Origin of the sequence: Kitasatospora sp. NPDC001540 (assembly GCF_042894345.1) — a bacterium.
GTDB lineage: Bacteria > Actinomycetota > Actinomycetes > Streptomycetales > Streptomycetaceae > Kitasatospora > Kitasatospora phosalacinea_C.
The window spans coordinates 1-25,638 of the sequence record NZ_JBIAVO010000018.1 but is presented as its reverse complement, the minus strand read 5'-3'; the positions used below and the strand labels follow the sequence as shown (position 1 = coordinate 25,638).

Annotated in this window: 19 protein-coding genes and 1 pseudogene; 14 read left to right on the top strand and 6 right to left on the bottom strand. The window is 72.4% G+C overall.

Annotated elements, in window-relative coordinates:
• Positions 1-2: 2 nt before the first annotated feature.
• Positions 3-453, bottom strand: a pseudogene (locus ACFY00_RS21360) (hypothetical protein); the annotation flags it as partial.
• A gap of 144 nt (positions 454-597) precedes the next feature.
• Between ACFY00_RS21360 and ACFY00_RS21355 the strand changes: the two are divergent.
• Positions 598-2,079 carry an ALF repeat-containing protein gene (locus tag ACFY00_RS21355; RefSeq protein ID WP_388033025.1) on the top strand — a complete coding sequence of 494 codons (1,482 nt, stop codon included), beginning with the start codon at positions 598-600 and terminating at the stop codon, positions 2,077-2,079.
• A 101-nt stretch (positions 2,080-2,180) separates the two neighbouring features.
• On the opposite strand, the gene corA is transcribed toward ACFY00_RS21355, so the two are convergent.
• Positions 2,181-3,170 (bottom strand): magnesium/cobalt transporter CorA, encoded by a 990-nt coding sequence (gene corA / locus ACFY00_RS21350; protein ID WP_388033024.1) that lies wholly within the window; start codon positions 3,168-3,170, stop codon positions 2,181-2,183.
• Between the two features lie 62 nt (positions 3,171-3,232).
• Between corA and ACFY00_RS21345 the strand changes: the two genes are divergently transcribed.
• The 4 genes from ACFY00_RS21345 (at position 3,233) to mshC (ending at position 6,884) form a co-directional block, all read left to right on the top strand.
• Complete coding sequence (locus ACFY00_RS21345; protein ID WP_388033023.1) at positions 3,233-3,937, top strand: histidine phosphatase family protein; 705 nt, start codon at positions 3,233-3,235, stop codon at positions 3,935-3,937.
• 207 nt (positions 3,938-4,144) lie between these two features.
• Positions 4,145-4,708, top strand: a complete 564-nt coding sequence (locus ACFY00_RS21340) for a DUF3090 domain-containing protein (RefSeq protein ID WP_033251891.1) — start codon at positions 4,145-4,147, stop codon at positions 4,706-4,708.
• Positions 4,678-5,565 carry an SCO1664 family protein gene (locus tag ACFY00_RS21335; protein ID WP_388033022.1) on the top strand — a complete coding sequence of 296 codons (888 nt, stop codon included), beginning with the start codon at positions 4,678-4,680 and terminating at the stop codon, positions 5,563-5,565. Before ACFY00_RS21340 ends, ACFY00_RS21335 begins: the two co-directional genes overlap by 31 nt.
• A gap of 89 nt (positions 5,566-5,654) precedes the next feature.
• Positions 5,655-6,884: a cysteine--1-D-myo-inosityl 2-amino-2-deoxy-alpha-D-glucopyranoside ligase gene (gene mshC / locus ACFY00_RS21330; RefSeq protein WP_388033021.1), complete on the top strand. Its 1,230-nt coding sequence runs from the start codon at positions 5,655-5,657 to the stop codon at positions 6,882-6,884.
• A gap of 171 nt (positions 6,885-7,055) precedes the next feature.
• Here mshC and ACFY00_RS21325 read toward each other — a convergent pair whose 3' ends face one another.
• On the bottom strand, positions 7,056-7,967 hold the full coding sequence (locus tag ACFY00_RS21325; RefSeq protein ID WP_388033020.1) for a PAC2 family protein: 912 nt from the start codon (positions 7,965-7,967) through the stop codon (positions 7,056-7,058).
• A 117-nt stretch (positions 7,968-8,084) separates the two neighbouring features.
• The gene (locus ACFY00_RS21320; RefSeq protein WP_388033019.1) at positions 8,085-8,942 is read right to left on the bottom strand and encodes a hypothetical protein; all 858 of its coding nucleotides are present in this window, start codon (positions 8,940-8,942) and stop codon (positions 8,085-8,087) included.
• A gap of 196 nt (positions 8,943-9,138) precedes the next feature.
• Between ACFY00_RS21320 and adhP the strand changes: the two genes are divergently transcribed.
• The 3 genes from adhP to ACFY00_RS21305 all read left to right on the top strand — a co-directional run bounded on the left by adhP (position 9,139) and on the right by ACFY00_RS21305 (position 15,785).
• Positions 9,139-10,152, top strand: coding sequence for an alcohol dehydrogenase AdhP (gene adhP, locus ACFY00_RS21315; RefSeq protein ID WP_388033018.1), 1,014 nt, complete (start codon positions 9,139-9,141; stop codon positions 10,150-10,152).
• A 115-nt stretch (positions 10,153-10,267) separates the two neighbouring features.
• Positions 10,268-11,281: a LacI family DNA-binding transcriptional regulator gene (locus ACFY00_RS21310; RefSeq protein ID WP_285733359.1), complete on the top strand. Its 1,014-nt coding sequence runs from the start codon at positions 10,268-10,270 to the stop codon at positions 11,279-11,281.
• Between the two features lie 202 nt (positions 11,282-11,483).
• Entirely contained in the window at positions 11,484-15,785 is a 4,302-nt protein-coding gene (locus tag ACFY00_RS21305) for a discoidin domain-containing protein (protein ID WP_388033017.1), read from the top strand.
• 72 nt (positions 15,786-15,857) lie between these two features.
• Here the strand turns inward: ACFY00_RS21305 and ACFY00_RS21300 are convergent, their stop codons facing one another.
• Positions 15,858-16,865, bottom strand: coding sequence for a LacI family DNA-binding transcriptional regulator (locus ACFY00_RS21300; protein ID WP_388033016.1), 1,008 nt, complete (start codon positions 16,863-16,865; stop codon positions 15,858-15,860).
• A gap of 258 nt (positions 16,866-17,123) precedes the next feature.
• On the opposite strand from ACFY00_RS21300, the gene ACFY00_RS21295 reads away from it, so the two are divergent.
• From ACFY00_RS21295 to ACFY00_RS21275, 5 genes are all read left to right on the top strand, one after another.
• Complete coding sequence (locus ACFY00_RS21295) at positions 17,124-18,527, top strand: extracellular solute-binding protein (RefSeq protein ID WP_388033015.1); 1,404 nt, start codon at positions 17,124-17,126, stop codon at positions 18,525-18,527.
• A gap of 75 nt (positions 18,528-18,602) precedes the next feature.
• On the top strand, positions 18,603-19,547 hold the full coding sequence (locus tag ACFY00_RS21290) for a carbohydrate ABC transporter permease (protein ID WP_388033014.1): 945 nt from the start codon (positions 18,603-18,605) through the stop codon (positions 19,545-19,547).
• 2 nt (positions 19,548-19,549) lie between these two features.
• Positions 19,550-20,437, top strand: a complete 888-nt coding sequence (locus ACFY00_RS21285; protein ID WP_388033013.1) for a carbohydrate ABC transporter permease — start codon at positions 19,550-19,552, stop codon at positions 20,435-20,437.
• Between the two features lie 53 nt (positions 20,438-20,490).
• Entirely contained in the window at positions 20,491-22,092 is a 1,602-nt protein-coding gene (locus tag ACFY00_RS21280) for a glycoside hydrolase family 13 protein (protein WP_388033012.1), read from the top strand.
• 403 nt (positions 22,093-22,495) lie between these two features.
• Positions 22,496-23,962 carry a PP2C family protein-serine/threonine phosphatase gene (locus ACFY00_RS21275; RefSeq protein ID WP_388033011.1) on the top strand — a complete coding sequence of 489 codons (1,467 nt, stop codon included), beginning with the start codon at positions 22,496-22,498 and terminating at the stop codon, positions 23,960-23,962.
• Positions 23,963-24,080: 118 nt separating this feature from the next.
• On the opposite strand, the gene ACFY00_RS21270 is transcribed toward ACFY00_RS21275, so the two are convergent.
• A complete protein-coding gene (locus ACFY00_RS21270) occupies positions 24,081-25,193 on the bottom strand; it encodes a hypothetical protein (RefSeq protein ID WP_388033010.1) in 1,113 nt (370 codons plus the stop codon).
• Positions 25,194-25,340: 147 nt separating this feature from the next.
• Here ACFY00_RS21270 and ACFY00_RS21265 point away from each other — a divergent pair.
• Positions 25,341-25,638, top strand: a 298-nt coding sequence (locus ACFY00_RS21265) for a homocysteine S-methyltransferase family protein (protein ID WP_388033009.1), incomplete at its 3' end; no start/stop codon positions are given.

The window sequence follows — 25,638 nt, the reverse complement described above, 5'->3', positions numbered from 1 at the left end:
CCGTCCTCCGCTCCGACCGCGCCGCCCGCGTACAGCGCGGCAGCCATCCGGACGCCCTCGGACCAGGCCACCGGGCCCACCTCGCGGAGCGGCAGCCGCCGCCCGTCCGTCCTCGACCAGCGGCAGCACCGCGTACCCGCCCCGGAGCCGGTGGCCGAACCGGGCGCAGCGGGCGGCGAGTTGCTGCGGCTCCGGGTAGCGGCCGCCCGCGTAGGCGGTGACCAGGGTGGCCCGCGGGGCCAGGTCGGCCGGGCGGTGCCGCACTTCGCGGTGCAACCGCCCCAGCCGCTGCTCGCCGCCCGGGCGGCCAGCGCCCGCAGCCCGACCCCCCGCCGGGTCGTCCCGTGACTTCGACGGCACCGCCCGCAACCGGCGCCCGGCCGCGTTCCGACACTCGAGCACCCCGTTCGCCTCCAGTGCGACCCGGTACCCGCCCACCGCCACCCACGCCACCCAAGGGTCGATCGAGCGCAAAGGATCGGAAAAGAACCGGTTATGACGGGCCGGAAAGTTCCGGTACGATCCCCGCACCAACCGCCGCGTGATCGTCTGCCGCGGCGACGCTTCCCGCGCGTACTGCCTTCCCTGGGGGGAACTTTGAGCATCCGCCGTTCGCTCGCCGCTGCCGTTTTCGTGGCCGCGGTCGCCGCGCCGACCGCCCTCGGCGCCGGCCAGGCGATGGCCGACACCGGCCCCGTCGGCCAGTCCCAGCCGGACGCCTCCGTCCCGGACACCACGCCGACCGCGGAGGCCCCGACGGCCCCGGCCGCCGAGGTGCCCGCCACCGAGCCCGCCGTTCCGGCAGAGCCCGCGGCCCCGGCAGAGCCCGCGGCCCCGGCCGACTCCACCGTGCCCGCGGATTCCACCGCCCCGACGACCACCCCGGCTGAGCCCGCCACCCCGGAGACCCCGGCGGCCGACCCGGAGACCCCGGCGGCCGACCTGGCCGCGCTGCGGGCCCGGCTGGACGCGCTGCTCGCCGAGCCGGGCCACTTCGGCTTCTTCCAGGAGAAGGTCACGGAGGCGAAGACCGGTACCGCCGAGCAGATCCAGCACTTCCTCGACGTCGAACTGCCGCTGGTCATCGACGACGACAAGAGGATCAAGGCCATCCAGCTCATGAGCCTCGCCGGGTACGGCACCAAGGTCTGGCAGGCGGTTCAGGACGCGTTCAACGACGGCAGCATCGAGGCGGTCGACCGCTTCCTCTACGTCGACTTCCCGGTACTGACCGCCGCCGACAACCGGGTCAAGCTCTCGCAGTTCATCGAGAACCCCTTCATCAGCGGCGCGTTGCGTGCGAAGGCGCTGGAGCTGCTGGACGGGCGCGACGACGCGGCCATCGCGCACTTCCTCCAGGTGGAGGCCCCGGCGCAGATCGCTTCCGACAACCGGGTCAAGCTCTCGCAGTTCATCGAGGACCCGGCCATCAGCGGCGCGTTGCGTGCGAAGGCGCTGGAGCTGCTGGACGGGCGCGACGACGCGGCCATCGCGCACTTCCTCCAGGTGGAGGCCCCGGCGCAGATCGCTTCCGACAACCGGGTCAAGCTCTCGCAGTTCATCGAGGACCCGGCCATCAGCGACGAGCTGAGCGCCGAGGCGCTGGCCGTGCTGGAGGAGAACGACACCGCGGCGATCGCCGACTTCCTCGCGCGGGCGCCCCGGCTCCGGCTCGACGACTACCTGCTGCAGGTCTCGAAGGCGATGTCGGTCGGCGGCCCGGAGGCCCGGAAGGCCGCGGGCGAGGCGCTGGACGCCGGTACCCCGGAGGCGCTGCGCGCGTTCCTGACCGAGGGGCTCGCCGAGGCGCGCGCCCGGGACGAGGCGGCCGGGCACGGCAGCAACGGCAACAACGGCAACAGCAACAGCAGCAACGGCGGCACCGTCCAGGCAGGTCTGACCACCACCGGCACGACCACCACGACCACCAGCACGACGGACACCACCGCCGCCGCCGCCAACCTCGCCTCCACCGGCACCGACGCCCCGGTGGGCGCCCTGGCCGTCGGCGGCGCCACCGCGATCGCGCTGGGCGCGGGCACCCTGGTGGTCACCCGCCGCCGTCGCCAGGAGTCCTGACCCACCGCCACGGCCACGACGGCCGCCCGGCGCCCACCCGCGCCGGGCGGCCGTCCGAGGTGTCATCCGGCGCGTCGCCCGGCGCGTCGCTCGCGCGGGACCTACAGCCAGCCCGCCCGCTTGAACAGCCGGTGCAGGCCGAAGCAGACGCCCGCCATCAGCACCAGCACCGCGGGGTAGCCCCAGGCCTGGCGCAGCTCCGGCATGTGCTCGAAGTTCATCCCGTAGATGCCCGCGATCATGGTCGGTACGGCGGCCAGCGCGGCCCAGGCGGAGATCTTCCGCATGTCGTCGTTCTGCTGCACGCTGACCTGCGCCAGGTTGGCGGAGAGGATGTCGGACAGCAGCCGGTCCAGGCCCTCCACCACTTCGTTGACCTTGGCCAGGTGGTCCGCCACGTCCCGGAAGTACGGGCGCAGTTCGGCGGCGACGAACGGCACCTGCACGTCGGCGCCGGCCCGGGTCAGCCGCAGCGCGGGCTCCATCAGCGGGAAGGTGGCCTTGCGGAAGCCCACCACCTGCCGCTTGAAGCCGTAGATCCGCTCGGCCGCGCCGCGCGAGCGCCCGGGGGAGAAGATCTGCTCCTCCAACTCGTCCAGGTCGGTCTGCAGCTCGGTCGCCACGTCGAGGTACTGGTCGACGACCAGGTCGCAGACCGCGTACAGCACGGTGGCGGGCCCGTGCGCGAGCAGTTCGGGCTGGGCCTCCAACCGGCTGCGCAGGTCCTTGAGCGGGCTCTCCGGGCCGTGCCGGACGGTCATCACGTACGAGTCGCCGAGGAAGATCATCAGCTCGCCGATCGAGACCGTCTCGTTCTCCTGGTGGTACGCGGCGGTCTTCAGGACGGTGAACACCGAGTCCCGGTAGATGTCGACCTTCGGGCGCTGGTGCGCGGTCACCGCGTCCTCCACCGCCAGCGGGTGCAGGCCGAACTCGTCGGCGACGTGGTCGAACTCCTCCGCGGTCGGGTCCGCCAGGCCGATCCACAGGAAGCCGTCACCGGCCGCGCGGACCTCCGCCAGGGCGTCCGAGAAGTCCGCGGGGCCCGGGGTGCGCTTCCCGTCCCGGTAGATGCCGCAATCCACGATCATGTCGGCCATTGTGACCCGAAGCGACGGCCCGCGGGGCGGCTTCGACCCCGTACCCTTCAGGTATGCCCACCCTGCTGCTCGTCCGCCACGGCCGGTCCACCGCCAACTCCGCCGGGATCCTCGCCGGATGGACGCCCGGAGTCGACCTGGACGACACCGGGCGGGCCCAGGCCGCCGCCCTGCCCGAGCGGCTCGCCGGGCTCCCGATCGCCCGCCTGGTCAGCAGCCCGCTGGAGCGCTGCCGGCAGACCCTGGAGCCGCTCGCCGCCGCCCGCCCCGAGCTGGCCGCCCCCGCGCTCGACGAGCGGCTCGGCGAGTGCCACTACGGCGACTGGACCGGTCGCCCGCTGGCCGAACTGGCGGGCGAACCGCTCTGGCGCACCGTCCAGGACCACGCCTCGGCCGCGGCCTTCCCCGGCGGCGAGTCGCTGCGCGCGCTCAGCCACCGCACCGTCGACGCGGTGCGCGAGTGGAACGACAAGATCGCCGTCGACCATGGGCCGGACGCGCTCTGGGTCGCCGCCACCCACGGCGACGTGATCAAGGCGATCGTCGCCGACGCCCTCGGCCTGCACCTCGACCACTTCCAGCGGATCTCGGTCGAGCCCTGCTCGGTCACCGCGATCCGCTACACCCCCCACCGCCCCTACCTGCTGCGCCTGGGCGACACCGGTTCGCTCGCCGCCCTGGCCCCCCGCCCGCACGGGCACTCGGCCGGGGACGACGCCGTGGTCGGCGGCGAGACCGGCACCGCCACCACCGCCTGAGCCCACGGCTGAGCCCACGACTGAGCCCACGGCCCGGGCGGCGCCCGACCACCCGGCGGCACCGTCCGGGCACGGAGCACCACCACCCCGCCCCGGGGCCAACTGCCCGGCCGCGCACGGGAACCGACCGCCCCGTGTGCCGCACCGGGGCGGTTTGGCCGTAGGGTGAGATCGAGAAGACCGCAACCCCCCTCCGGAGCGAGCAGCGTGACCCGTCAGGTCCACTTCTTCGACCAGCCCGAGCGCTTCGTGGCCGGCACCGTCGGCCAGCCCGGCGCCCGCGCCTTCTACCTGCAGGCCTCCTCGCGCGGCCGGATCACCAGCGTCCTGCTGGAGAAGACCCAGGTCGCCGCGCTCGCCGAGCGCATCGAGGAGGTCCTCGACGAGGCGCTGCGCCGCAGCGGCGGCGAGGCCCCGATCCCCGCCGTCGCCCCCGCCGAACTGCTCGACACCGCCCCGCTCGACCTGCCGCTGGAGCAGGAGTTCCGGGTCGGCACGATGGCCCTGGCCTGGGACGCCAGGGACGAGTGCCTGGTGGTCGAGGCGCAGGCGTACGTCGAGGAGTCCGAGGAGGAGAACGAGGCCGAGGTCTTCGACGACGAGAACGGCCCCGACCTGCTCCGGGTCCGGCTCAGCGGGGCGATGGCCCGGGTGTTCGCCAAGCGCGCCCTGGACCTGGTCGCCGCGGGCCGCAAGCCCTGCCCGTTCTGCAACCTCCCGCTCGACCCGGAGGGCCACCTGTGCCCGCGCGCGAACGGCTACCGGCGCTGAACGAGGAGAGCCCCGAGGTGGCGGACGCCCCCGGTACCGACCCGGCCACCAGCGCCGCCCTGGCCGCCGACCCGGCCACCGCGCTCACCCTGCTGCGCGAGGGCGCCCTGGCCGTGCACGGCCGGGTCACCGACGCCTCCAACGCCGTCCTGTACTGCACCGTCACGCTGGACGGCGTCACCGCCCCGTGCGTCTACAAGCCGGTCGCGGGGGAGCGCCCGCTGTGGGACTTCCCGGACGGCACCCTGGCCGACCGGGAGACCGCCGCGCACGAGCTCTCCGCCGCCACCGGCTGGCACCTCGTCCCGCCCACCGTGCTGCGCGAGGGCCCGGCCGGGCCCGGCATGGTCCAGCTATGGGTCGAGCCCGACCCGGACGCCCCCGAACTGCTCGACCTGCAGCCCCTGGACGGCGTCCGGGAGGGCTGGCTGCCCGTGGTCCGGGCCGAGGTCGACGGCGGCCGCCAGGTCTGGCTGGTGCACCGCGACGACGCCCAGCTGCGCCGCCTCGCCGTCCTGGACGCCGTCCTCAACAACGCCGACCGCAAGGGCGGCCACTGGCTGCCCGCCGCCGACGGCCGGATCTACGGCATCGACCACGGCGTCACCTTCCACACCGACCCGAAACTGCGCACCCTGCTCTGGGGCTGGGCCGAACAGCCGCTCACCGCCGAGGCGCTCGACGTCCTGGCCAAGCTCGCCACCGACCTCGACGGCCCGCTCGGCGAACGGCTGCGCCCGCACCTGACGCCCGCCGAACTCGACGCGCTGAAGGCCCGGACGGCCGCGCTGCGCGCCTCCGGGCGGCACCCGCTGCCGTCACGGGAGTGGCCTTCTATTCCCTGGCCGCCGGTCTGATACCGATCCGAAACCGAGGACGAATCGATTCCGGCCGATCGCGTCCGTAGGTTGGTCTTTCAAATGATCGCAAGGTTAGAGTCGGTCCCATGCATGCCTGGCCCGCCTCCGAGGTTCCCGCCCTGCCCGGTCAGGGGCTTCCCCTGCGCATCCACGACACCGCCACGAGCAGTGTCCGAGAGGTCGTGCCCACCGGCCCGACCGCCCGGCTCTACGTCTGCGGCATCACCCCCTACGACGCGACCCACCTGGGCCACGCAGCCACCTACAACACCTTCGACCTGATCCAGCGGGTCTGGAAGGACGCCGGCCACGACGTCCTCTACGTCCAGAACGTCACCGACGTCGACGACCCGCTGCTGGAGCGCGCCGTCGCCACCGGCCAGGACTGGACCGCCCTCGCCGAGCGCGAGACCGCGCTGTTCCGCGAGGACATGACCGCGCTGCGGATGCTCCCGCCCGCGCACTACATCGGCGCCGTCGAGTCCATCCCGTGGATCGTCCCGCTGGTGCAGCGCCTGCTCGCCTCCGGCGCCGCCTACGAGGTCGACGGCGACATCTACTTCTCGGTCGACGCCGACCCGCGCTTCGGCGAGGTCTCCGGCCTCACCCGCGAGCAGATGCTCCCGGTCTTCGCCGAGCGCGGCGGCGACCCCGACCGCCCCGGCAAGAAGAACCCGCTCGACGCCCTGCTCTGGCTCTCCGCCCGCCCCGGCGAACCCGCCTGGGAGACCGAACTCGGCCACGGCCGCCCCGGCTGGCACATCGAGTGCGTGGCCATCGCCCTGCAGTTCCTCGGCATGGACTTCGACATCCAGGGCGGCGGCAGCGACCTGTCCTTCCCGCACCACGAGATGGGTGCCGCCCACGCCCAGGTCGCCCTCGGCGAGCACCCCTACGCCCGCGCGTACGTGCACGCCGGCATGGTCGCCCTGGACGGGCACAAGATGTCCAAGTCCCGCGGCAACCTGGTCTTCGTCTCGGCCCTGCGCCGCGACGGCATCGACCCCGCCGCGATCCGGCTCGCGCTGCTCGCCCACCACTACCGCAGCGACTGGGAGTGGACGGCCGCCGACCTCGACGCCGCCCTCACCCGCCTGGCCACCTGGCGCTCCGCAGTCTCCCGCCCCGACGGCCCGCCCGCCGAGGCCCTGCTCGCCGAGGTCCGCGCCGCCCTCGCCGACGACCTCGACGCCCCGGCCGCCCTCGCCGCCGTCGACCGCTGGGCCGCCACCGCCCACGCCCAGGGCGGCGAGGACACCGGCGCCCCCGGCCTCGTCTCCCGCACCGTCGACGCCCTCCTCGGCGTCGCCCTGTAACCCGGCAGGGCAGGGGCGCAGTTCTCCTGCCGTCCCTGCCCAACCCCCGCGCCCCGTCAGGGGCGCGGGGAACTGCGCGAGCAACCACGCACCCACAGCAAGACCGGCCCCGGGAGAGCACCACCCTCCCGGGGCCGATCCACGCCGCGCGTCTCGCCGCGCGCGGAGCGCCTACTCCTCGTCCTCGTCCTTCGGCCGCTCCGTCGCGTGCCCCGTGATCGGCTTCTCGCCCTTCGGCCCCTGGTTCTCGCGCCGCCGCAGGTACCGCTCGAACTCCCGGGCGATCGCGTCCCCCGAGGCCTCCGGCAGCTCCGCGGTGTCCTGCGCCTCCTCCAACTGCTGGACGTACTCCGCGACTTCGGAGTCCTCCGCGGCGAGCTGGTCGACCCCGAGCTGCCAGGCCCTGGAGTCGTCGGCGAGTTCGCCCGGCGGGATGCGCAGGTCGAGCAGGTCCTCGACCTTGTTGATCAGGGCGAGGGTGGCCTTGGGGTTGGGCGGCTGGGAGACGTAGTGCGGGACGGCGGCCCAGAAGGTCACCGCCGGGACGCCGGCGTGCGCGCAGGCCTCCTGGAGGACGCCCACGATGCCCGTGGGGCCCTCGTACCGGCTCTCCTCCAGGTCGAGCGAGCGGGCCACCGTCGGGTCGGAGGTGACGCCGGAGACCGGGACGGGCCGGGTGTGCGGGGTGTCGCCGAGCAGCGCGCCGAGGATGACGACCAGCTCGACGCCCAGCTCGTGGGCGAAGCCCAGCAGTTCGTTGCAGTAGGAGCGCCAGCGCATGCTGGGCTCGATGCCGCGGACGAGCACCAGGTCGCGCGGCTTGGGCTCGGTGACCCGGACCACCGACAGCCGGGTGGTGGGCCAGGTGATCCGGCGGACTCCGCCGTCGAGCCAGATGGTGGGCCGGTTGACCTGGAAGTCGTAGTAGTCCTCGGCGTCGAGCGCGGCGAACACCTTGCCGCCCCAGGTCTCGTCGAGGTGCCCGAGCGCGGCGGAGGCCGCGTCGCCGGCGTCGTTCCAGCCCTCGAAGGCGCAGATCATCACCGGGTCGATCAACTCGGGAAGGTCTTCCAGCTCGATCACCCGGCATCTCCCTCCGTCAGTGGCGGGGGCAACTGCCGCCCCCGTGGTCCCTTACTGCCCAGCCTACGGGCATTGAATGCCCCCGTGGACCGGGTGAGGTGCCCAAGCGTAGTGGTGTCAGCCGACGGGCTCGGCGCAGGCGACGACCGCGTTCATCGCGAGGGTGCCGGGCGCGGGCGGGAGGGTGAAGCTGACGGTGGCCCCCTCCGGGCAGCCCGGCTGCTTCTCCCCGGTGCCGGTGACGGTCTTGGAGACGTAGACCCGGTCGACCTTGTACTCGGGCGCGTGCTCGCCGCCGCCGTCGCAGCGGGTCTCCGCGGTGCCCTCGCGGCCGGAGGCGTCCTTCGTGGCGTACACGCAGTCGCCGACCACGATGCCCGGGCCGCCGCCCCCGCCGGGGTCGCCGGGGTGGGGGTCGTGCAGGTTGCGCAGGCAGGCCCAGGCGGAGCGGCCCTTGGTGACGTCGGGGACGAGGGTGTTCTGGGTCAGGTCGAGGGCGACGTCGGTGCCGTCGGGGCAGTCCGCGCCCTGCGGGAGGGCGGCGGCGACCCCGGTCAGGGTGCCGCTGCGCTTGGTGACCCTGGCCTCGGCCTCGGGGGAGTCGCACGGGGCCATCTCGTAGCGGGGCGCGTCGCTGCCGAGGGTGGCGGGCAGCGCCCGGGCGCAGGAGCCCTCGGCGAAGTAGGCGTCGGTGAGTTGGTCGGGCGGCAGGTAGGTGGAGCCGGGGGCCGCGGTGGGCGCGTGGTAGGCCGCGCTGGCGCCGCTGCCGGGTGCGGAGGGTGCGGAGGGTGCGGCGGACACGGAGGAGCCGGAGGCCGGGGCGCCGGTGGCGCTGGGCGGCGGCGCGGCTGCGGGGTGCCCGGTGGACGAGCAGCCGACCAGCAGCAGTGCGGCGGTGAGCAGTGCGGCGGTGAGCAGTGCGGCGGCGAGCGGGGCCCGTCCCGTTCCGGTCGTGCGCGCGAGGGTGCGCTCCATGGTTCCTTCCTCCGTGCCGTGCGGTGGTCCGCGGGCAGGCTAACCGCCCGACCCGCCCCGGGTGACGGGTTTTCGCCGAACCGGCCCCGGCCCCGCGGCGGCGCGTCCGTTCGCGGTTCGGACCGGGAACCAGCAGGCTGTTCCGGGGGTTTCGCCCCTTTTGTCACCATCGCTCAGCCTGCGAGGAGAGAAGGACATGAAGGCAGCCGTCGTCCGGGACTTCACCGAGCCGCTGGAGATCGAGGAACGGGAGGTGCCGACCCCGGAGCCGCACCAGGTGCTGGTGCGGATCGAGTGCTCGGGCCTGTGCCACACCGACATCCACGCCGCGCACGGGGACTGGCCGGTCAAGCCCTCCCCGCCGTTCGTGCCCGGCCACGAGGGCGTCGGGATCGTGAAGGCGGCCGGGGCGGACGTCCGGCACGTGCAGGTCGGCGAGCGGGTGGCGATCCCGTGGCTGGCCGACGCCTGCGGCCGGTGCGACCACTGCGTGAGCGGCTGGGAGACGCTGTGCCCGAGCCAGCACAACTCCGGCTACTCGGTGGACGGCGCGTACGCGCAGTACGCGCTGGCGCACGGCGACTACGTCGTCCCGGTGCCGGACGGGGTGGACCCGATGGACGCCGCCCCGCTGTCCTGCGCGGGCGTCACCACGTACAAGGCGGTGAAGCTCTCCGGCGCCCGGCCCGGCACCCGGGTGCTGATCTCCGGCATCGGCGGCCTCGGCCACCTGGCGCTGCAGTACGCGCGGATCTTCGGCGCCGAGACGGTCGCCGTGGACATCACCGACGACAAGCTGGCGCTGGCGGAGGAGCTGGGCGCCGACCACGTGATCGACGCCCGCACCCAGGACGTCGCGCACGAGGTGCAGAAGCTCGGCGGCGCGGACGCGGCGGTCTCGCTGGCGGTCTCCAACGCCTCGTTCCGGGCCGCGTACGACGCGCTGCGCCGGGGCGGCACGCTCGTCCTGGTCGCCCTGCCCGCCGGGGGCGAGCTGACCCTGCCGGTGTTCGACACGGTGCTGAACGGGACGAAGGTGATCGGCTCGATCGTCGGCACCCGGCAGGACCTCGCGGAGGTGTTCCGGCTGCACGAACTGGGCCGGACGAAGGTGATCCGGGAGACCCGCAGGCTGGAGGAGGTGAACGACTGCTTCGCGGAGGTGCTCGCGGGCAAGGTCTCGGCCCGACTGGTGTTCGACCTGCGCTGACCCCGCAAGGCGACGGCGCGGACCGAGGACGCGCACCGAGGACGGAACCGACCGGTTCCGTCCTCTTCTGCAAATCCACGCAAGCCGCTTGCGTTTTCTGTCGTACACTCGGCCCATGACACGACGACTCGCCGAGGTGGCGAAGAAGGTCGGGGTCAGCGAGGCGACCGTCAGCCGGGTGCTGAACGAGAAGCCCGGTGTCTCCGAAGCGACCAGGGCGGCCGTGCTCACCGCCCTCGACGTGCTCGGCTACGAGCGGCCCACCCAGTTGCGGGGGGAGCGCGCCCGACTGATCGGGCTGGTCCTGCCCGAGCTGGGCAACCCGATCTTCCCGGCGTTCGCCGAGGCGGTGGGCGGCGCGCTGGCCGGCCAGGGCTTCACGCCCGTGCTGTGCACGCAGACCGCGGGCGGGGTCTCCGAGGCCGACTACGTCGACCTGCTGCTGGAGCAGCACGTCTCCGGCGTGGTCTTCTTCGGCGGCCTGTACGCCCAGGGCGACGCCCCGCACGACCACTACCAGCGCCTCGCCGAGCGCAGCCTGCCGACGGTGCTGCTGAACGCGGCGATCGAGGACCTGGACTTCCCCCGGGTGTCCTGCGACGACGCGGTGGCGGTCGAGCAGGCCTTCGGCCACCTGCGGCAGCTCGGGCACACGAAGATCGGCCTGGTGCTGGGCCCGCTGGACCACATGCCCTCGCAGCGCAAGCTGGCCGCGGCCCGCGCGGTGGTCGCCAAGCTGGGCCTGGAGCTGCCGGACGCGCACGTGGAGCGGGCGCTGTTCAGCCTGGAGGGCGGCCAGGCGGCCACCACCCGGCTGCTGCGCCAGGGCGTCACCGGCGTGGTCTGCGCGAGCGACCCGCTGGCGCTGGGCGCGGTGCGCGCGGTGCGCCGGGCCGGGCTCGCGGTGCCGGACGACGTGTCGGTGGTCGGGTACGACGACTCCTCGTTCATGATGTGCACCGACCCGCCGCTGACCACCGTCCGGCAGCCGATCGAGGCGATGGGCCGCGCGGTGGTGGACCTGCTGGTCGGCGAGATCGCCGGGGTCCGGGTCACCCACGACGAGCTGCTGTTCGAGCCCGAGCTGGTGGTGCGCGGTTCGACCGCCCCGGCCCGCGAACGGAGCTGACCGGCAGCCGGTAGCAGGCCCCTGACGGGGCGCCACGACGAGACCGCCGAGCGGGCGGGCACTTCGGTGCCCGCCCGCTTTTCGTATGCGCACGCTCGGACCGATCCGTTGACATGCTCGTAGCCCCGCTGTAACTCTTGGCTGCCATCACGCAAAAGATGGACAGAAGATTGTCATCTTCTCGACCTTGTGAAGGGACGTCATGAGATCGAAGCGCATAACCGCGCGGCTGACGGCGTCGTCGGCCACGCTGGGAATGCTCCTGCTCGCCGGGCCGCTGCTCCCGGCGGCGCAGGCGGCCGGAGGGCCGAACCTGGCGCTCGGCAAGACCGTCACCGCCTCCAGCGCCAACGGCGGCTACACGGCCGGCAACGTCAACGACGGCAACCAGGACAGCTACTGGGAGTCCACCGGCCTCGCCTCCGCGCAGTGGGTCCAGGTCGACCTGGGCTCGGCGGCCGCCATCGACACGGTGGTGCTGAAGGTGCCCTCCTCCTGGGGCGCCCGGACCGAGACGCTCAGCGTGCTCGGCTCCACCGACGGCACCAACTTCTCCACCATCACCTCCTCGGCGAACTACACCTTCGACCCGGCCTCCGGCGACAAGGCGACGATCTCCTTCGGGGCCACCACCGCCCGCTACGTGCGGGTCAGCATCACCGCCAACACCGGCTGGCAGGCCGCCCAGGTCTCCGAGCTGGAGGTCTACGGCGCCACCTCGGCCTCGGCCAACCTGCTGGCCGGACGCACCTTCACCGCCAGCGGCTACTCGCAGACCTACGTGGCGGGCAACGTCGGCGACGGCAACCAGGCCACCTACTGGGAGAGCGCCAACAACGCCTTCCCGCAGTGGGTCCAGGGCGACCTGGGCTCGGCCGTCCCGGTCAACAAGCTGGTGCTGAAGCTGCCGACCGGCTGGGAGAAGCGGACCGAGACGCTCAAGGTCCAGGGCTCCACCGACGGCAGCAACTTCACCGACCTGCTGGCCTCCGCCGACTACGTCTTCGACCCGGCGTCCGGCAACGCGGTGACCGTCAACCTGGCGACCACCACCACCCGCTACCTGCGGCTGACCTTCACCGGCAACACCGCCTGGCCGGCCGGCCAGCTCTCCGAGTTCGAGGCGTACGGCCCGACCTCCGGCGACACCCAGGCGCCCAGCGCCCCGGCCAACCTGGCCTACAGCTCGCCCGCCTCCGGGCAGATCAAGCTGGTCTGGGGCGCCTCCAGCGACAACGTGGGCGTCACCGGCTACGACGTCTACGCCAACGGCGCGCTGCTGACCTCGGTGTCGGGCAGCACCCTGACGTACACCGACAGCCGCTCCGACAGCCAGACGGTGTCGTACTACGTGAAGGCGAAGGACGCGGCGGGCAACCAGTCCGCCGCCTCCAACACCGTCACCCGCACCGGCCAGTCCGGCGACACCCAGGCGCCCAGCGCCCCGGCCAACCTGGCCTACAGCTCGCCCGCCTCCGGCCAGGTCAAGCTGGTCTGGGGTGCCTCCAGCGACAACGTGGGCGTCACCGGGTACGACGTCTACGCCAACGGCGCGCTGCGCGGCAGCGTCTCCGGCAGCACCCTGACGTACACCGACAGCCAGCCGGACACCGCGACCGTCTCGTACTACGTGAAGGCGAAGGACGCGGCGGGCAACACCTCCGCGGCCTCCAACACCGTGGTGCGCACCGGCAGCGGCGGCGGGACGGGCACCAACCTGGCGGCGGGCAAGCCGATCTCGGCCTCGTCCTCGGTGTTCACCTTCGTGGCGACCAACGCCAACGACAACGACACCTCCACCTACTGGGAGGGCGCGGGCGGCAGCTACCCGAACACCCTCGCGGTGAAGCTGGGCGCGAACGCGACCACCAGCGCGGTGGTGGTCAAGCTGAACCCGGCCTCGGCCTGGGCGACCCGCACCCAGACCATCGAGGTGGACGGCCGCGAGCAGAGCGCGAGCGGCTTCAGCACGATCGTCCCGGCGCAGAGCTACACCTTCGACCCGGCGAGCGGCAACACCGTCACCATCCCGGTGTCCGCGACCGTCGCCGACGTCCAGCTGAAGTTCACCGCCAACTCGGGCTCCGCGGCCGGCCAGGCCGCCGAGTTCCAGGTGATCGGCGTCCCGGCCCCCAACCCGGACCTGACCGTCACCTCGGTGAGCAGCAACCCGGCCGCCCCGGTGGAGACCGACACCCCGACCCTGTCGGCCGTGGTGAGGAACTCCGGCACCAACCCCTCCGGCGCCACCACGGTCAACTTCTACCTCGGCGCGACCAAGGTCGGCTCGGCCGCCGTCGGCGCCCTCGCGGCCGGTGCCTCCACCACCGTCTCCGCGCAGGTCCCGGCGCAGAACGCGGGCAGCTACCAGCTGACCGCGAAGGTCGACGAGGACAACAAGGTCATCGAGCAGGACGAGACCAACAACGCCTTCACCGCCGCGAGCGCCCTGACGGTCAGCCAGGTCGCCTCCTCCGACCTGGTCGCCGCCCCCTCGACCTGGTCGCCCTCCAACCCGGCCGACGGCAGCGCGGTGAACTTCACCGTCGCGGTCAAGAACCAGGGCACGGTGGCCAGCGCCTCCGGCAGCCACGGCATCACCGTGACGATCGCGGACGCCACCACCGGCACCGTGCTGAAGACCCTGACCGGCGCGTACAGCGGCACGCTCGCCCCCGGCGCCACCAGCAGCCCCGTCGCGCTGGGCAGCTGGACCGCCGCCAACGGCCGCTACACCGTCAGGACGGTCATCGCCAACGACGGCAACGAGCTGCCGGTCAAGCAGGCCAACAACACCAGCACCCAGTCGCTGTACGTCGGCCGCGGCGCCAACATGCCGTTCGACACCTACGAGGCCGAGGACGGCACGCTCGGCGGCGGCGCCCAGGTGGTCGGCCCCAACCGCACCATCGGCGACCTGGCGGGCGAGGCCTCCGGCCGCAAGGCCGTCACCCTCAACTCGACCGGCTCCTCGGTGGAGTTCACCACCAAGGCGGCGACCAACACCCTGGTCACCCGGTTCTCCATCCCGGACGCGGCGGGCGGCGACGGCACCAGCGCCACGCTGAACGTCTACGTGGACGGCAGCTTCCTCAAGTCGATCGACCTGACCTCCAAGTACGCCTGGCTGTACGGCTCGGAGACCAGCCCCGGCAACACCCCGAGCGCGGGCAGCCCGCGGCACATCTACGACGAGGCCAACGTCCTGCTGGGCACCACCGTCCCGGCCGGGCACAGGATCAAGCTGCAGAAGGACGCGGCGAACACCTCGCAGTACGCGATCGACTTCGTCAGCCTGGAGCAGGCCACCCAGATCGCCAACCCGGACCCGGCCAAGTACGCCGTCCCGGCCGGCTTCTCGCACCAGGACGTGCAGAACGCCCTGGACAAGGTCCGGATGGACACCACCGGCACCCTGGTCGGCGTCTACCTCCCGGCGGGCGACTACCAGACCGCGAGCAAGTTCCAGGTCTACGGCAAGCCGGTGAAGGTGGTCGGCGCGGGCCCGTGGTTCACCCGCTTCTACGCCCCCGCCGGCCAGTCCAACACCGACGTCGGCTTCCGGGCCGAGTCCACCGCCAACGGCTCGACCTTCAGCGGGTTCGCCTACTTCGGCAACTACACCTCGCGGATCGACGGCCCCGGCAAGGTGTTCGACTTCGCCAACGTCGCGAACATCACGATCGACAACATCTGGACCGAGCACATGGTCTGCATGTACTGGGGCGCCAACACGGACTTCATGACGATCACCAACTCGCGGATCCGGGACACCTTCGCCGACGGCATCAACATGACCAACGGCTCGACCGACAACCTGGTCTCCAACAACGAGGCCCGGGCCACCGGTGACGACTCCTTCGCGCTGTTCTCCGCGATCGACGCGGGCGGCGCGGACGAGAAGAACAACGTGTTCCAGAACCTCACCTCGATCCTGACCTGGCGCGCGGCGGGCGTCGCGGTGTACGGCGGCTACGCCAACACCTTCCGCAACATCTACATCGCGGACACCCTCTGCTACTCGGGCGTCACCATCTCCTCGCTGGACTTCGGCTACCCGATGAACGGCTTCGGGGCCTCGCCCACCACCAACCTGCAGAACATCTCGCTGGTCCGGGCGGGCGGCCACTTCTGGGGCCAGCAGGTCTTCCCGGCGATCTGGGTGTTCTCCGCCTCCAAGGTGTTCCAGGGCATCCGGGTGAGCGACGTGGACATCGTCGACCCGACCTACAGCGGCATCATGTTCCAGACCAACTACTCGGGCGGCCAGCCGCAGAACCCGATCACCGACACCGTCTTCACCAACGTGTCGATCAGCGGGGCGCAGCGCAGCGGTGACGCCTTCGACGCCAAGTCCGGCTACGGCATCTGGGCCAACGAGATGCCGGAGGCGGGCCAGGGCCCGGCGGTCGGCAGCGTCACCTTCAACCACCTGACCCTGAGCAACAACTACAAGGACATCCAGAACACCACCTCGACGATGCACATCACCGTCAACCCGTAGCACCCCGTACGCGGAGAGGGCGGGCGCCCGCGGCGCCCGCCCTCTCCGTCGTGCCCGTCCGCCCGCCCGGGCTCAGCGCCGCGGGGCCGGGCCGGTGGACGACCGGACGACCAGCTCCGGCTCGAACAGCAGCTCGCCGGGCGCGGTCGGGGCGCCGTCGATCCGGCCGACCAGCAGCGAGACCGCGGCCCGGCCGATCGCCTCGATCGGCTGGCGGACGGTGGTCAGCGGCGGCCGGGTGCAGTTGATGAAGGGCGAGTCGTCGAAGCCGATCACCGACAGGTCGCCGGGCACGTCCAGCCCGGCCCGCCGGGCGGCCCGGACGACCCCCAGGGCGAGCGGGTCGCTGGCGCAGATCACCCCGGTCACGCCGCTCTCCAGCAGGCGCCCGGCGGCCGCCTGGCCGCCCTCCAGGCCGAACATGGTGTGCGCCACCCAGCCGGGGTGCGGCTCGCGGCCCCGCAGGGCGTACTGCTCGACGAAGGAGGCCAGCTTGCGGCGGGACGGGACGTGGTCCTCGGGCCCGACCAGCAGCCCGATCCGCTCGTGCCCCAGCGCGGCCAGGTGGGTGTAGGCCTGGGCGACCGCGGCCGCGTCGTCGGTGGAGACCTGCGGGAAGCCCAGCTCCTCCACCGAGGCGTTCAGCAGCACCACCGGGACGCCGCGCTCGCGCAGTTGCGCGAAGTGCTCGTGCGAGGCGTCCGCCTGGGCGCAGTGCCCGCCCGCGAAGACCACCCCGGAGACCTGCTGCTCGAGCAGCATGCCGACGTGGCTGGCCTCGCCGAGGCCCGCGGTGCGGGTGCACAGCAGCGGGGTGAAGCCGCCCTGCGCGAGCGCGCCGCCGACCACCTCCGCGAGCGCCGGGAAGATCGGGTTCTGCAGTTCGGGCAGCACCAGGCCGATCAGCCGGGCGCGTTCGCCGCGCAGCCGGCTCGGCCGCTCGTAGCCCAGCACGTCCAGGGCGGTGAGGACGGCGATCCGGGTGGCGGCGCCGACGCCCGGTCTGCCGTTCAGGACCCGGCTGACCGTGGCCTCACTGACTCCGACGTGCTTCGCGACCACGGAGAGCTTGCTCTTCATGCGCAAAAGTAGAACAGAATCGAGCAAGAACCAGCAAGGACGTCAGCAAGTCCGGGGTGGCCGCCCGTAACCGGGCGAGGCCTGGCGTAACGGCGACGGACGGCCGTCGATGCACAGTCGTAACTTTTCACTTTCTCGTCAACCTCTTGCGTGGCATGGTTCAAGGACCTACGTTCCTCACACGTCGGCTTTCGCCCGGCCCCACCCGAAACCTCTCCCACCCATGGGGTACGCATGATGCTGAACAGATCGAGCCGGATGGCCGCCCTCGCTCTCGCCGCGGGCCTGCTGCTGAGCACCGCCGCGTGCAGCAGCGACTCCTCCGGCGGCGGCAACGACGCCGCGGCCGGCGTCGCGGACGGCAAGCCGCTCGACCCGAACGCGACCGTCACCATCTCCATCGACTGCGCCCCGGGTGCGGACCAGGCCGCGGGCAAGGCCAACTACGCCGACGACCTGGCGCTCTTCAAGACCAAGTACCCGAACGTCACCATCAACGCGAAGCCGTACGTCGGCCAGTGCGAGGTCCCGGCCCAGCAGACCGCGCAGTACAAGGCGCACGACGAGACCGGCGCCTTCCACGCCTACTTCACCGACCGCGACGCCACGCTGAACTCCGGCGACGCCCAGGACATCACCAAGTACGTCAACGACGAGACGCTGCCCGGCTTCTCCTCGATGCTGCCGTCCGTCAAGGACAACATGACGGTGGACGGCAAGGTCTACGCGCTGCCGATCAACTACTACACCACCGGCCTGGTCTACAACCGCGACCTGTTCAAGCAGGCCGGCCTCGACCCCGACAAGCCGCCGACCACCTGGGACGAGCTGCAGGCCGACGCCAAGAAGATCGCCGCGCTGGGCAACGGCATCACCGGCTACGAGGACTACTCCGGCGGCAACACCGGCGGCTGGCACTTCACCTCCGAGCTCTACAGCCTCGGCGGCAAGATGGTCACCGACGACGGCAAGAAGGCCGCCTTCAACTCGCCCGAGGGCAAGCAGGTCCTCAAGCGCCTGCACGACATGCGCTTCACCGACCAGAGCATCAGCGCCACCCCGGTCACCCAGTGGGCCGACGCCTTCCCGCCGCTGGCCACCGGCAAGGTCGGCATGTTCCTGGGCGCCCCCGACGTCATCAAGCACCTGATCGAGGTCCTCGGCGCCGACGCCAAGGCGTACGGCCTCGGCCCGATGCCCGGCGCCACCGGCCCCGGCAACAGCCTCGGCGGCGGCGACCTGTACTACATCAAGAAGGGCCAGACCCCGAACCAGATCAAGGCCGAGATCGCCTGGATCAACTTCCAGTACCAGACCCCGGACGCCGGCCAGTTCAACTTCGCCCGCGCCAAGACCCTCGCGGGCAGCAGCAAGGACCCGGTCGCGATCGCCGTCCCGCAGCCGTACTTCTGGGCCGCCGAGTCGCCGCAGATCAAGGCCATCACCGAGTCGCTGAAGACCAACGGCAACCTGCCGCTGTCCAACTACGACCCGTACGTCAAGAACCCCACCAAGTCGATCACCGAGCCGCCGGCCGCCCAGCAGCTCTACAAGATCCTCGACACCGCGATGTCGGCCGCCCTCACCGACCCCAACGCGAACCTCGACAGCGTCCTCGCCACCGCCGAGTCCCAGGCCAACCAGATCCTGGCCAACCAGTGACCGGTGCCGCCGGCCGGACCGCCCCCTCCCCGCGGTCCGGCCGGCGGCCGGTCCCCTGACGAGGAGTCACCACCCATGACCACCACGCTGACCCGCGGGCGGCCCGGAGCCGACACGGTCCGCACCCGCACCCCGCGCCGGGGCGGACACCTGCGCCGCGCCCTCGCCCGGAACCTCCGCGCCCACGCCTTCCTGATCGGCGCCCTGCTCTGCTTCGCGCTGTTCACCTGGTACCCGATGGTCCGCGAGATCGTCATGTCGTTCCAGAAGGTCCGCTACGGCGAGACCCACTGGGTCGGGTTCGACAACTTCCGGCAGATCTTCGCCGACCCCGAGTTCTGGCCCGCCTGGCGCCACACCCTCGAGTTCACCGGCATCGCCCTGTTCTTCGGCTTCGTGGCGCCGTTCGTCACCGCCCTCGTGATCAACGAGTTCCGGCACGCCCAGAGCTACCTGCGGATCCTGGTCTACCTGCCCGTGATGCTGCCCCCGGTCGCGGGCATCCTGCTGTTCAAGTACTTCATGGACCCGGGCTACGGCCTGTTCAACCAGATCCTGAGCTTCCTGCACCTGCCCACCTCGTCCTGGCTGGCCTCGCAGGACACCGCGATGTTCTCCCTGGTCATCGTCTCCACCTGGGCCAACATGGGCAGCGCCACCCTGGTCTACCTGGCCGCCCTGCAGAGCATCCCCGGCGAGCTGTACGAGGCCGCCGAACTCGACGGCGCCGGCCTGCTGCGCCGCGTCTGGCACGTCACCGTGCCGCAGACCCGCCTGATCCTCTCCCTGATGCTGATGCTGCAGGTGGTCGCCACCATGCAGATGTTCACCGAGTCCTTCGTCCTCACCGGCGGCGGACCGCAGGGATCGACCACCACCGTGGTCTACATGCTCTACAACTACGCGTTCAACTTCGACAAGTTCAACACCGCGGCCGCACTGGGCGTCGTCCTGCTGCTGGTGCTCGGCGCCTTCTCCGCCCTCTACCTGTGGCTGGAGCGCCGGGGCGGGGAGGAGTGACGATGAGCAAGCCCGTCCACAGCGGCACCCGCACCCTGATCTCCCCGGTCCGGCTCAACCAGCCCGGCGGCCGCCGGACCTACCGGATCGTCCTGGTCCTGACCCTGGCCGTCGCCACCCTGGTCTTCGTCGGCCCGCTCTACTGGATGGCCACCGGCGGCTTCAAGTCCTCCCAGGAACTGGTCCGCACCCCGCCCACGCTCGTCCCCGAACACCCCAGCACGCACGCCTTCACCGAGGCCTGGGACCGGCTCGGCATGGGCCAACTGCTGCTCAACACCGTCGTGTACGCGGGCGGCGCCCTGCTGCTGCAGCTGATCTTCTGCGTCGCCGCCGCGTACTCGCTCTCCAAGCTGCGCCCGGTCCTCGGCCACGTGATCCTCGGCATGATGCTGGCCTCGATGATGATCCCGGCCGCCGCCCTGGTGATCCCGCAGTACCTGACGGTGCTCGACCTGCCGCTGATCCACGTGAACCTGATGAACACCCCGTGGGTGATCTGGCTGCCCACCGTGGCCAACGCGTTCAACGTCTTCCTGCTCAAGCGCTTCTTCGACTCGATCCCCAACGAGCTGCTCGACGCGGCCTCCATCGACGGGGCGGGCCCGCTGCGCACCCTCTGGTCGGTGATCCTGCCGCTGTCGCGGCCGATCCTCGGCGTGGTGTCGATCTTCGGACTGGTCGCGGTCTGGAAGGACTTCCTGTGGCCGCTGATCACCGTGCCCGAGCACGAGACGCTCAACGTCGGCGTCAACACCGCGGCCACCTCGATGCCGCAGAACACCCTGATCGCGGGCCTGTTCCTGGCGTCCGTCCCGACCATCGCCCTGTTCCTGGTCTTCCAGCGCAACATCATGGCCGGCCTCACCGCGGGCAGCCTCAAGGGCTGAGGCCCGCACCGGCGAGCCCCAGGTCCAACAACTTCTGAAAGGAAACCCTGACCGTGTCAGAGCAGTGGTGGCGGAACGCGGCGATCTACCAGGTGTACCCGCGCAGTTTCGCCGACGGCAACGGCGACGGCATCGGGGACCTCGCCGGAGTGCGGGCGAAGCTGCCGTACCTCGCCGAACTCGGCGTGGACGCCATCTGGTTCAACCCCTGGTACCCCTCCCCGATGGCCGACGGCGGCTACGACGTCGCCGACTACCGGGACGTCGACCCGGTGTTCGGCACCCTCCAGGACGCCGAGAAGCTGATCGCCGAAGCGGCCGAGCACGGCATCCGCACCATCGTGGACGTCGTCCCCAACCACGTGTCCGACCGGCACCCGTGGTTCCGGGCCGCCCTGGCGGCCGCCCCCGGCAGCCCCGAACGGGAGCTGTTCCACTTCCGCGAGGGCCGCGGCGAGCACGGCGAACTCCCGCCCAACAACTGGGAGTCCGAGTTCGGCGGCTGCCCCTGGACCAGGATCGACGACGGCCAGTGGTACCTCCACCTGTTCGCCGCCGCCCAGCCCGACCTGAACTGGGACCACCCGCAGGTCCGCCGCGAGCACGAGGAGATCCTGCGGTTCTGGTTCGACCGCGGCGCGGCCGGCGTCCGGATCGACTCGGCCGGCCTGCTCGCCAAGGACGCGGCCCTGCCCGACCTCGTCCCCGGCGCCGACCCGCACCCCTACCTCGACCGCGACGACCTGCACGACATCTACCGCTCCTGGCGGGCCATCGCCGACTCCTACGAGGACCCGCGCGTCCTGATCGGCGAGATCTGGGTGCCCGACACCGAGCGCTTCGCCCGCTACCTGCGCCCGGACGAGATGCACACCGCGTTCAACTTCGACTTCCTGGCCCGCCCCTGGGACGCCGGACAACTGCGCGAGTCGATCGACGCCACCCTCGCCGCGCACGCCCCGGTCGGCGCCCCCGCCACCTGGGTGCTCTGCAACCACGACGTCACCCGCACCGTCACCCGCTACGGCCGCGCCGACACCCGCTTCGCCTTCGACGCCAAGGCCTTCGGCACGCCCACCGACCTCGCCCTCGGCCTGCGTCGGGCCCGGGCGGCCGCCCTGCTGACCCTGGCCCTGCCCGGCTCCCTCTACCTCTACCAGGGCGAGGAGCTCGGCCTGCCCGAGGTCGAGGACCTGCCGCTGGACCGGCTCCAGGACCCGATGCACTTCCGCTCCGGCGGCACCGACCCCGGCCGCGACGGCTGCCGCGTCCCGCTGCCCTGGACCGGCCAGGAGCCGCCCTTCGGCTTCTCCCCGGACGGCGCGAAGGAACCCTGGCTCCCGCAGCCCGCCGACTGGGCGAAGCTCACCGTCGCCGCCCAGAGCGGCGACCCGGACTCCATGCTGGAGCTCTACCGCGAGGCGCTGCGGATCCGCCGCACCGAACTCGCCACCGCCCCGGCCGACCTGACCTGGCTGCCCACCGCCCCGCACGCCCTGCTCTTCACCCGCGGCACGGCCGGCTTCGCCTGCGCCGTCAACCTCGGCACCGAACCCCTCGACCTGCCCGCCCACGACACCCTGCTGCTCACCAGCGGGCCGCTGGCCGACGGCCAACTGCCCCCCGACACGGCCGCCTGGCTCCGCCTGCCCTGACACCGGACGGACCCCGGCCGCCCGGGGCCGCGCCGCCCCCCCCCCCCGGGGGGGGGCGGCGCGGCCCCTTCCACGTCCCGCGGTTCCCCCGCCGCACCCGCGGCCCTCGCGCCCGACCTGGAACGAGTCGCGTCCCACAGGAAGCTGCTCACCGCCGCCGGGGAGGCCGGCCGGGTGTGCAGGCGGCTCCGTCCCCGTCAGCTGATTCGTGGGCCTTCACCAGCCACCAGCAGGAGTTTCACCAAATCTCCGGTGAGGGCTGTCACAGGATGTATCGGTTGCCCTCGGCGCGTGACATGCTCCCCGTATGGCGGAGCAGCGGAGGCGGGCGACGCCCCGGTCAGGAGGGGCTGGGGCGGTTTCGGCCGTTGTGCAGGACGTGCTTGCTGCTCTGCCGGGTTCGGTGGTTCTCCTCGTGCCGGTGCACGGGCCGGACGGGGAGGTCGTGGACCTGCGGGTGGCGGCGGTCTCGCCCGGGGTGGTCGACATCGGCGGCCGCGGCGCCGCGGGCCTGCCGGGCATGAGCGTGCGGGCCACCTACCCGGGCGTCGAGGACACCGAGCTGTGGCGCGGCTACCTGGCGGCGCTGGAGACCGGAACCTCCTACGAGGAGGAGCTGGAGTACCGGGAGAGCGCCGCCGGGATCCCGCACCTCTCCCGCTACCGGGTGCGCGCGGCGCGCTGCGAGGGCGGGCTGATCGTCTCCTGGGAGCGCCTGGACGCCGACGAGCGCGAGCGGCGGCGCCTGGCGCTGATGCAGAGCCTGGGTCGGATGGGCTGGGTGGACCGCGACCTGGTCCGCGCGGAGCTCACCTGGTCCGACGAGGTCTACTCGATCTTCGAGCGGGACCGCGCCCTGGGCCCGATGACCCTGGAGGAGCTCTCCTCCCACGCCGAGGACGAGGACCGCCTCGCGGTGGAGAGCGCGGTCCGGCTCCTGCTGGAGAGGGGCGAGCCGCTGGACCGGGCCTTCCGCCTGCGCCTGCCCGGGCGGCAGGCCCGCCACGTGCGGGCGGTCTTCGAGGCCGAGACGGACGTCGAGGGCCGGCCGGTGCGGTTGCACGGCCTCTTCCAGGACCTCACCGACACCAAGGAGACCGAGCGGCTGCTGCTGGAGCAGCAGGAGGCGGCGCTCGCCCATCAGGGCCAGCTCGCTGCCGAACGCGCCCTGGCCGCCCGCCTCCAGGAGACCCTGCTCCCGTTGCCCCAGCGGAATGTGAAGGTGTCCGGACTGACCGTCGACGTCGTCTACCGGCCGCTGCAGGAGGGGCTCGGCCTCGGCGGCGACTGGTACAGCGCCGTCGAACTGTCCGACGGCAGCGTGCTGCTGGTCGTCGGCGACGTCGCCGGGCACGGCCTGGACGCGGTCGCCACCATGGCCCTGCTGCGCTTCACCGCCAAGGGCATGGCCATCACCGGCACCCCGCTGCCCGACGTCCTGACCAACCTGAACACCCTCCTGCTGCACACCCCGGAGCGCGACGGTGACACCGCCACCATGGTCATGGCCGTCTACGAGCCCGCCTCCTCCCGCCTCACCTGGGTGCGGGCCGGCCACCCGCCGCCCCTGCTGGTGCGCGACGGCCGGGCCCACTTCCTGCCCTCCACCGGCGGCATCCTGCTCGGCGCGACCAGTACGCCCCGCTACCAGGCGTCCGTCCTCGACCTGCTGCCCGGCGATCACCTGCTGCTCTACACCGACGGCCTGATCGAGCAGCCGGGCGAATCCATCGACCAAGGACTGGCCAGGCTGGCCGACGCCGCCCTGGCCCACGCCGACAGCCCCCACTTCCTGGACGACGCCGTTCGCGACCTGGTCGCCTCACGCACCCGCCGGGACGACATCTGCGTCCTGCACATCAGCCGCTGACGAGGACGCGCCGCGCGAGGGGCGTCGGCCAACAGCCCACCTGCGCCCCCGGCCAGACCGGCGGGGCCTGCAACGGCTCTGTCCGAATCCAACGATCAGATGATCTGAAAGAAGCGGTCTAGTTGCACCAGCCGTCCCGGTACGCCGCCCAGTGGTCCGGCGTCGCCGCGAAGTCCACGTACAGCGCGAGTCCGAAGTTCCGCCGCCCGCCCGGGCCCAGACCCAGCCGGGCGCCGCGGACCGCCGCGCGGACGGTCTCGGCGTCGCCGCGGTGCGAGGGCGTGTCCGCCCAGTAGGCGGGCAGGCCCATCAGCAGGTCGACCCCCGGCGGGGTGTTGGCCAGGGCCAGCGAGGTCTGCCGGGCCACGTAGCCGCCGTACAGCGACTCCACCGGCATCGAGGTGTCGTACGACATCACCGCGACCTGGTCGACCCGCCGGGCCGCCGCCGCGAAGTACCCGGCGGACCAGTACTTGCCGTGGTGGCTGAGCGCGAAGGTGACCCGGCCCAGCCCCGGGACGGGGTCGATCTGCGGGGCGGCGATGGACAGCGGCACCGAGCGGGCCGCGGTCAGCGCGTGCACCTGGTCGAGCAGGGCCAGGAACCCGGGGGAGCCGGAGTGCACCGGCTCCAGGTCGAAGTGGACGCCGTCGAAGCCCAGGTCGAGGACCTGCCGCGCGGAGGCGGCGATCCGGTCCCGGACGTCGGGGCGGTCCAGGTGCAGGCCCTCCTTCTCGGGCGCCACCACGTCCCCCAGCCAGGACTGCACCCGCACCCCCGGCAGCGCCGCGTGCGCCCGGGCCAGGAAGTCCGCGGCCCCGGGCGCCAGCGCCGGGTCGAGCGAACCGTCGTGCTCCAGCGGCCCGGTGTGCACGTACAGGTCGTGGATGCCGGTGCTGCGCACCTTCGCGGCCAGCGCGGTCAGCTCCGCGGGCGTGCGCCGCCCGTCGACCCAGGCGTGCCCCAGCCAGAGCGCGTCCTTGCCGCGGGTGCGGGCGTCCGCCGCCGGGTCGCCCGCGTACTCCCAGCGCAGCGCCGCGGCGGCGCCCAGCACCGGCAGGACCAGCAGGAGCAGGACGGTGCCGAGCGCGGTGAGGACGCGCCGCCGTCGGCTCCAGCGGGTCCGCCCCCGCCAGCGGCGGCCGGCCCGGCCGGCCAGTGTCCGCCATTCGGACGCGCGCAGGGCGCGTCGCAGGCGCTTCGACCCGGTCTGTTCCCCCGAAGTGGGCATGATCGTTGCTCCCTTCCGGTGGACAAGGACGCCCACGATGTGGAAAGGGTTCCGATCGCACCCCGGCGGACCGATACCCTGGCGGGGTGCACCCCCGGTCCAGGCGGGGCGCATAGCCGACAGCCGTCGCACTCAGGGAGCAGCCACATGGCCACCGTTGTACCCACGTCCGCCCAGCAGGCCCGCGCCGACGCCCTGCGCGAGGCCCTCGCCACCCGAGTCGTGGTGGCCGATGGGGCGATGGGCACGATGTTGCAGGCGCAGGATCCGTCGTTGGAGGACTTCCAGCAGTTGGAGGGCTGCAACGAGGTTCTGAACGTCACGCGGCCGGACATTGTGCGTTCGGTGCATGAGGCGTATTTCGCGGTGGGTGTGGACTGTGTGGAGACCAACACCTTCGGGGCGAATTACTGGGCGTTGGGTGAGTACGACATCTCGGAGCGGA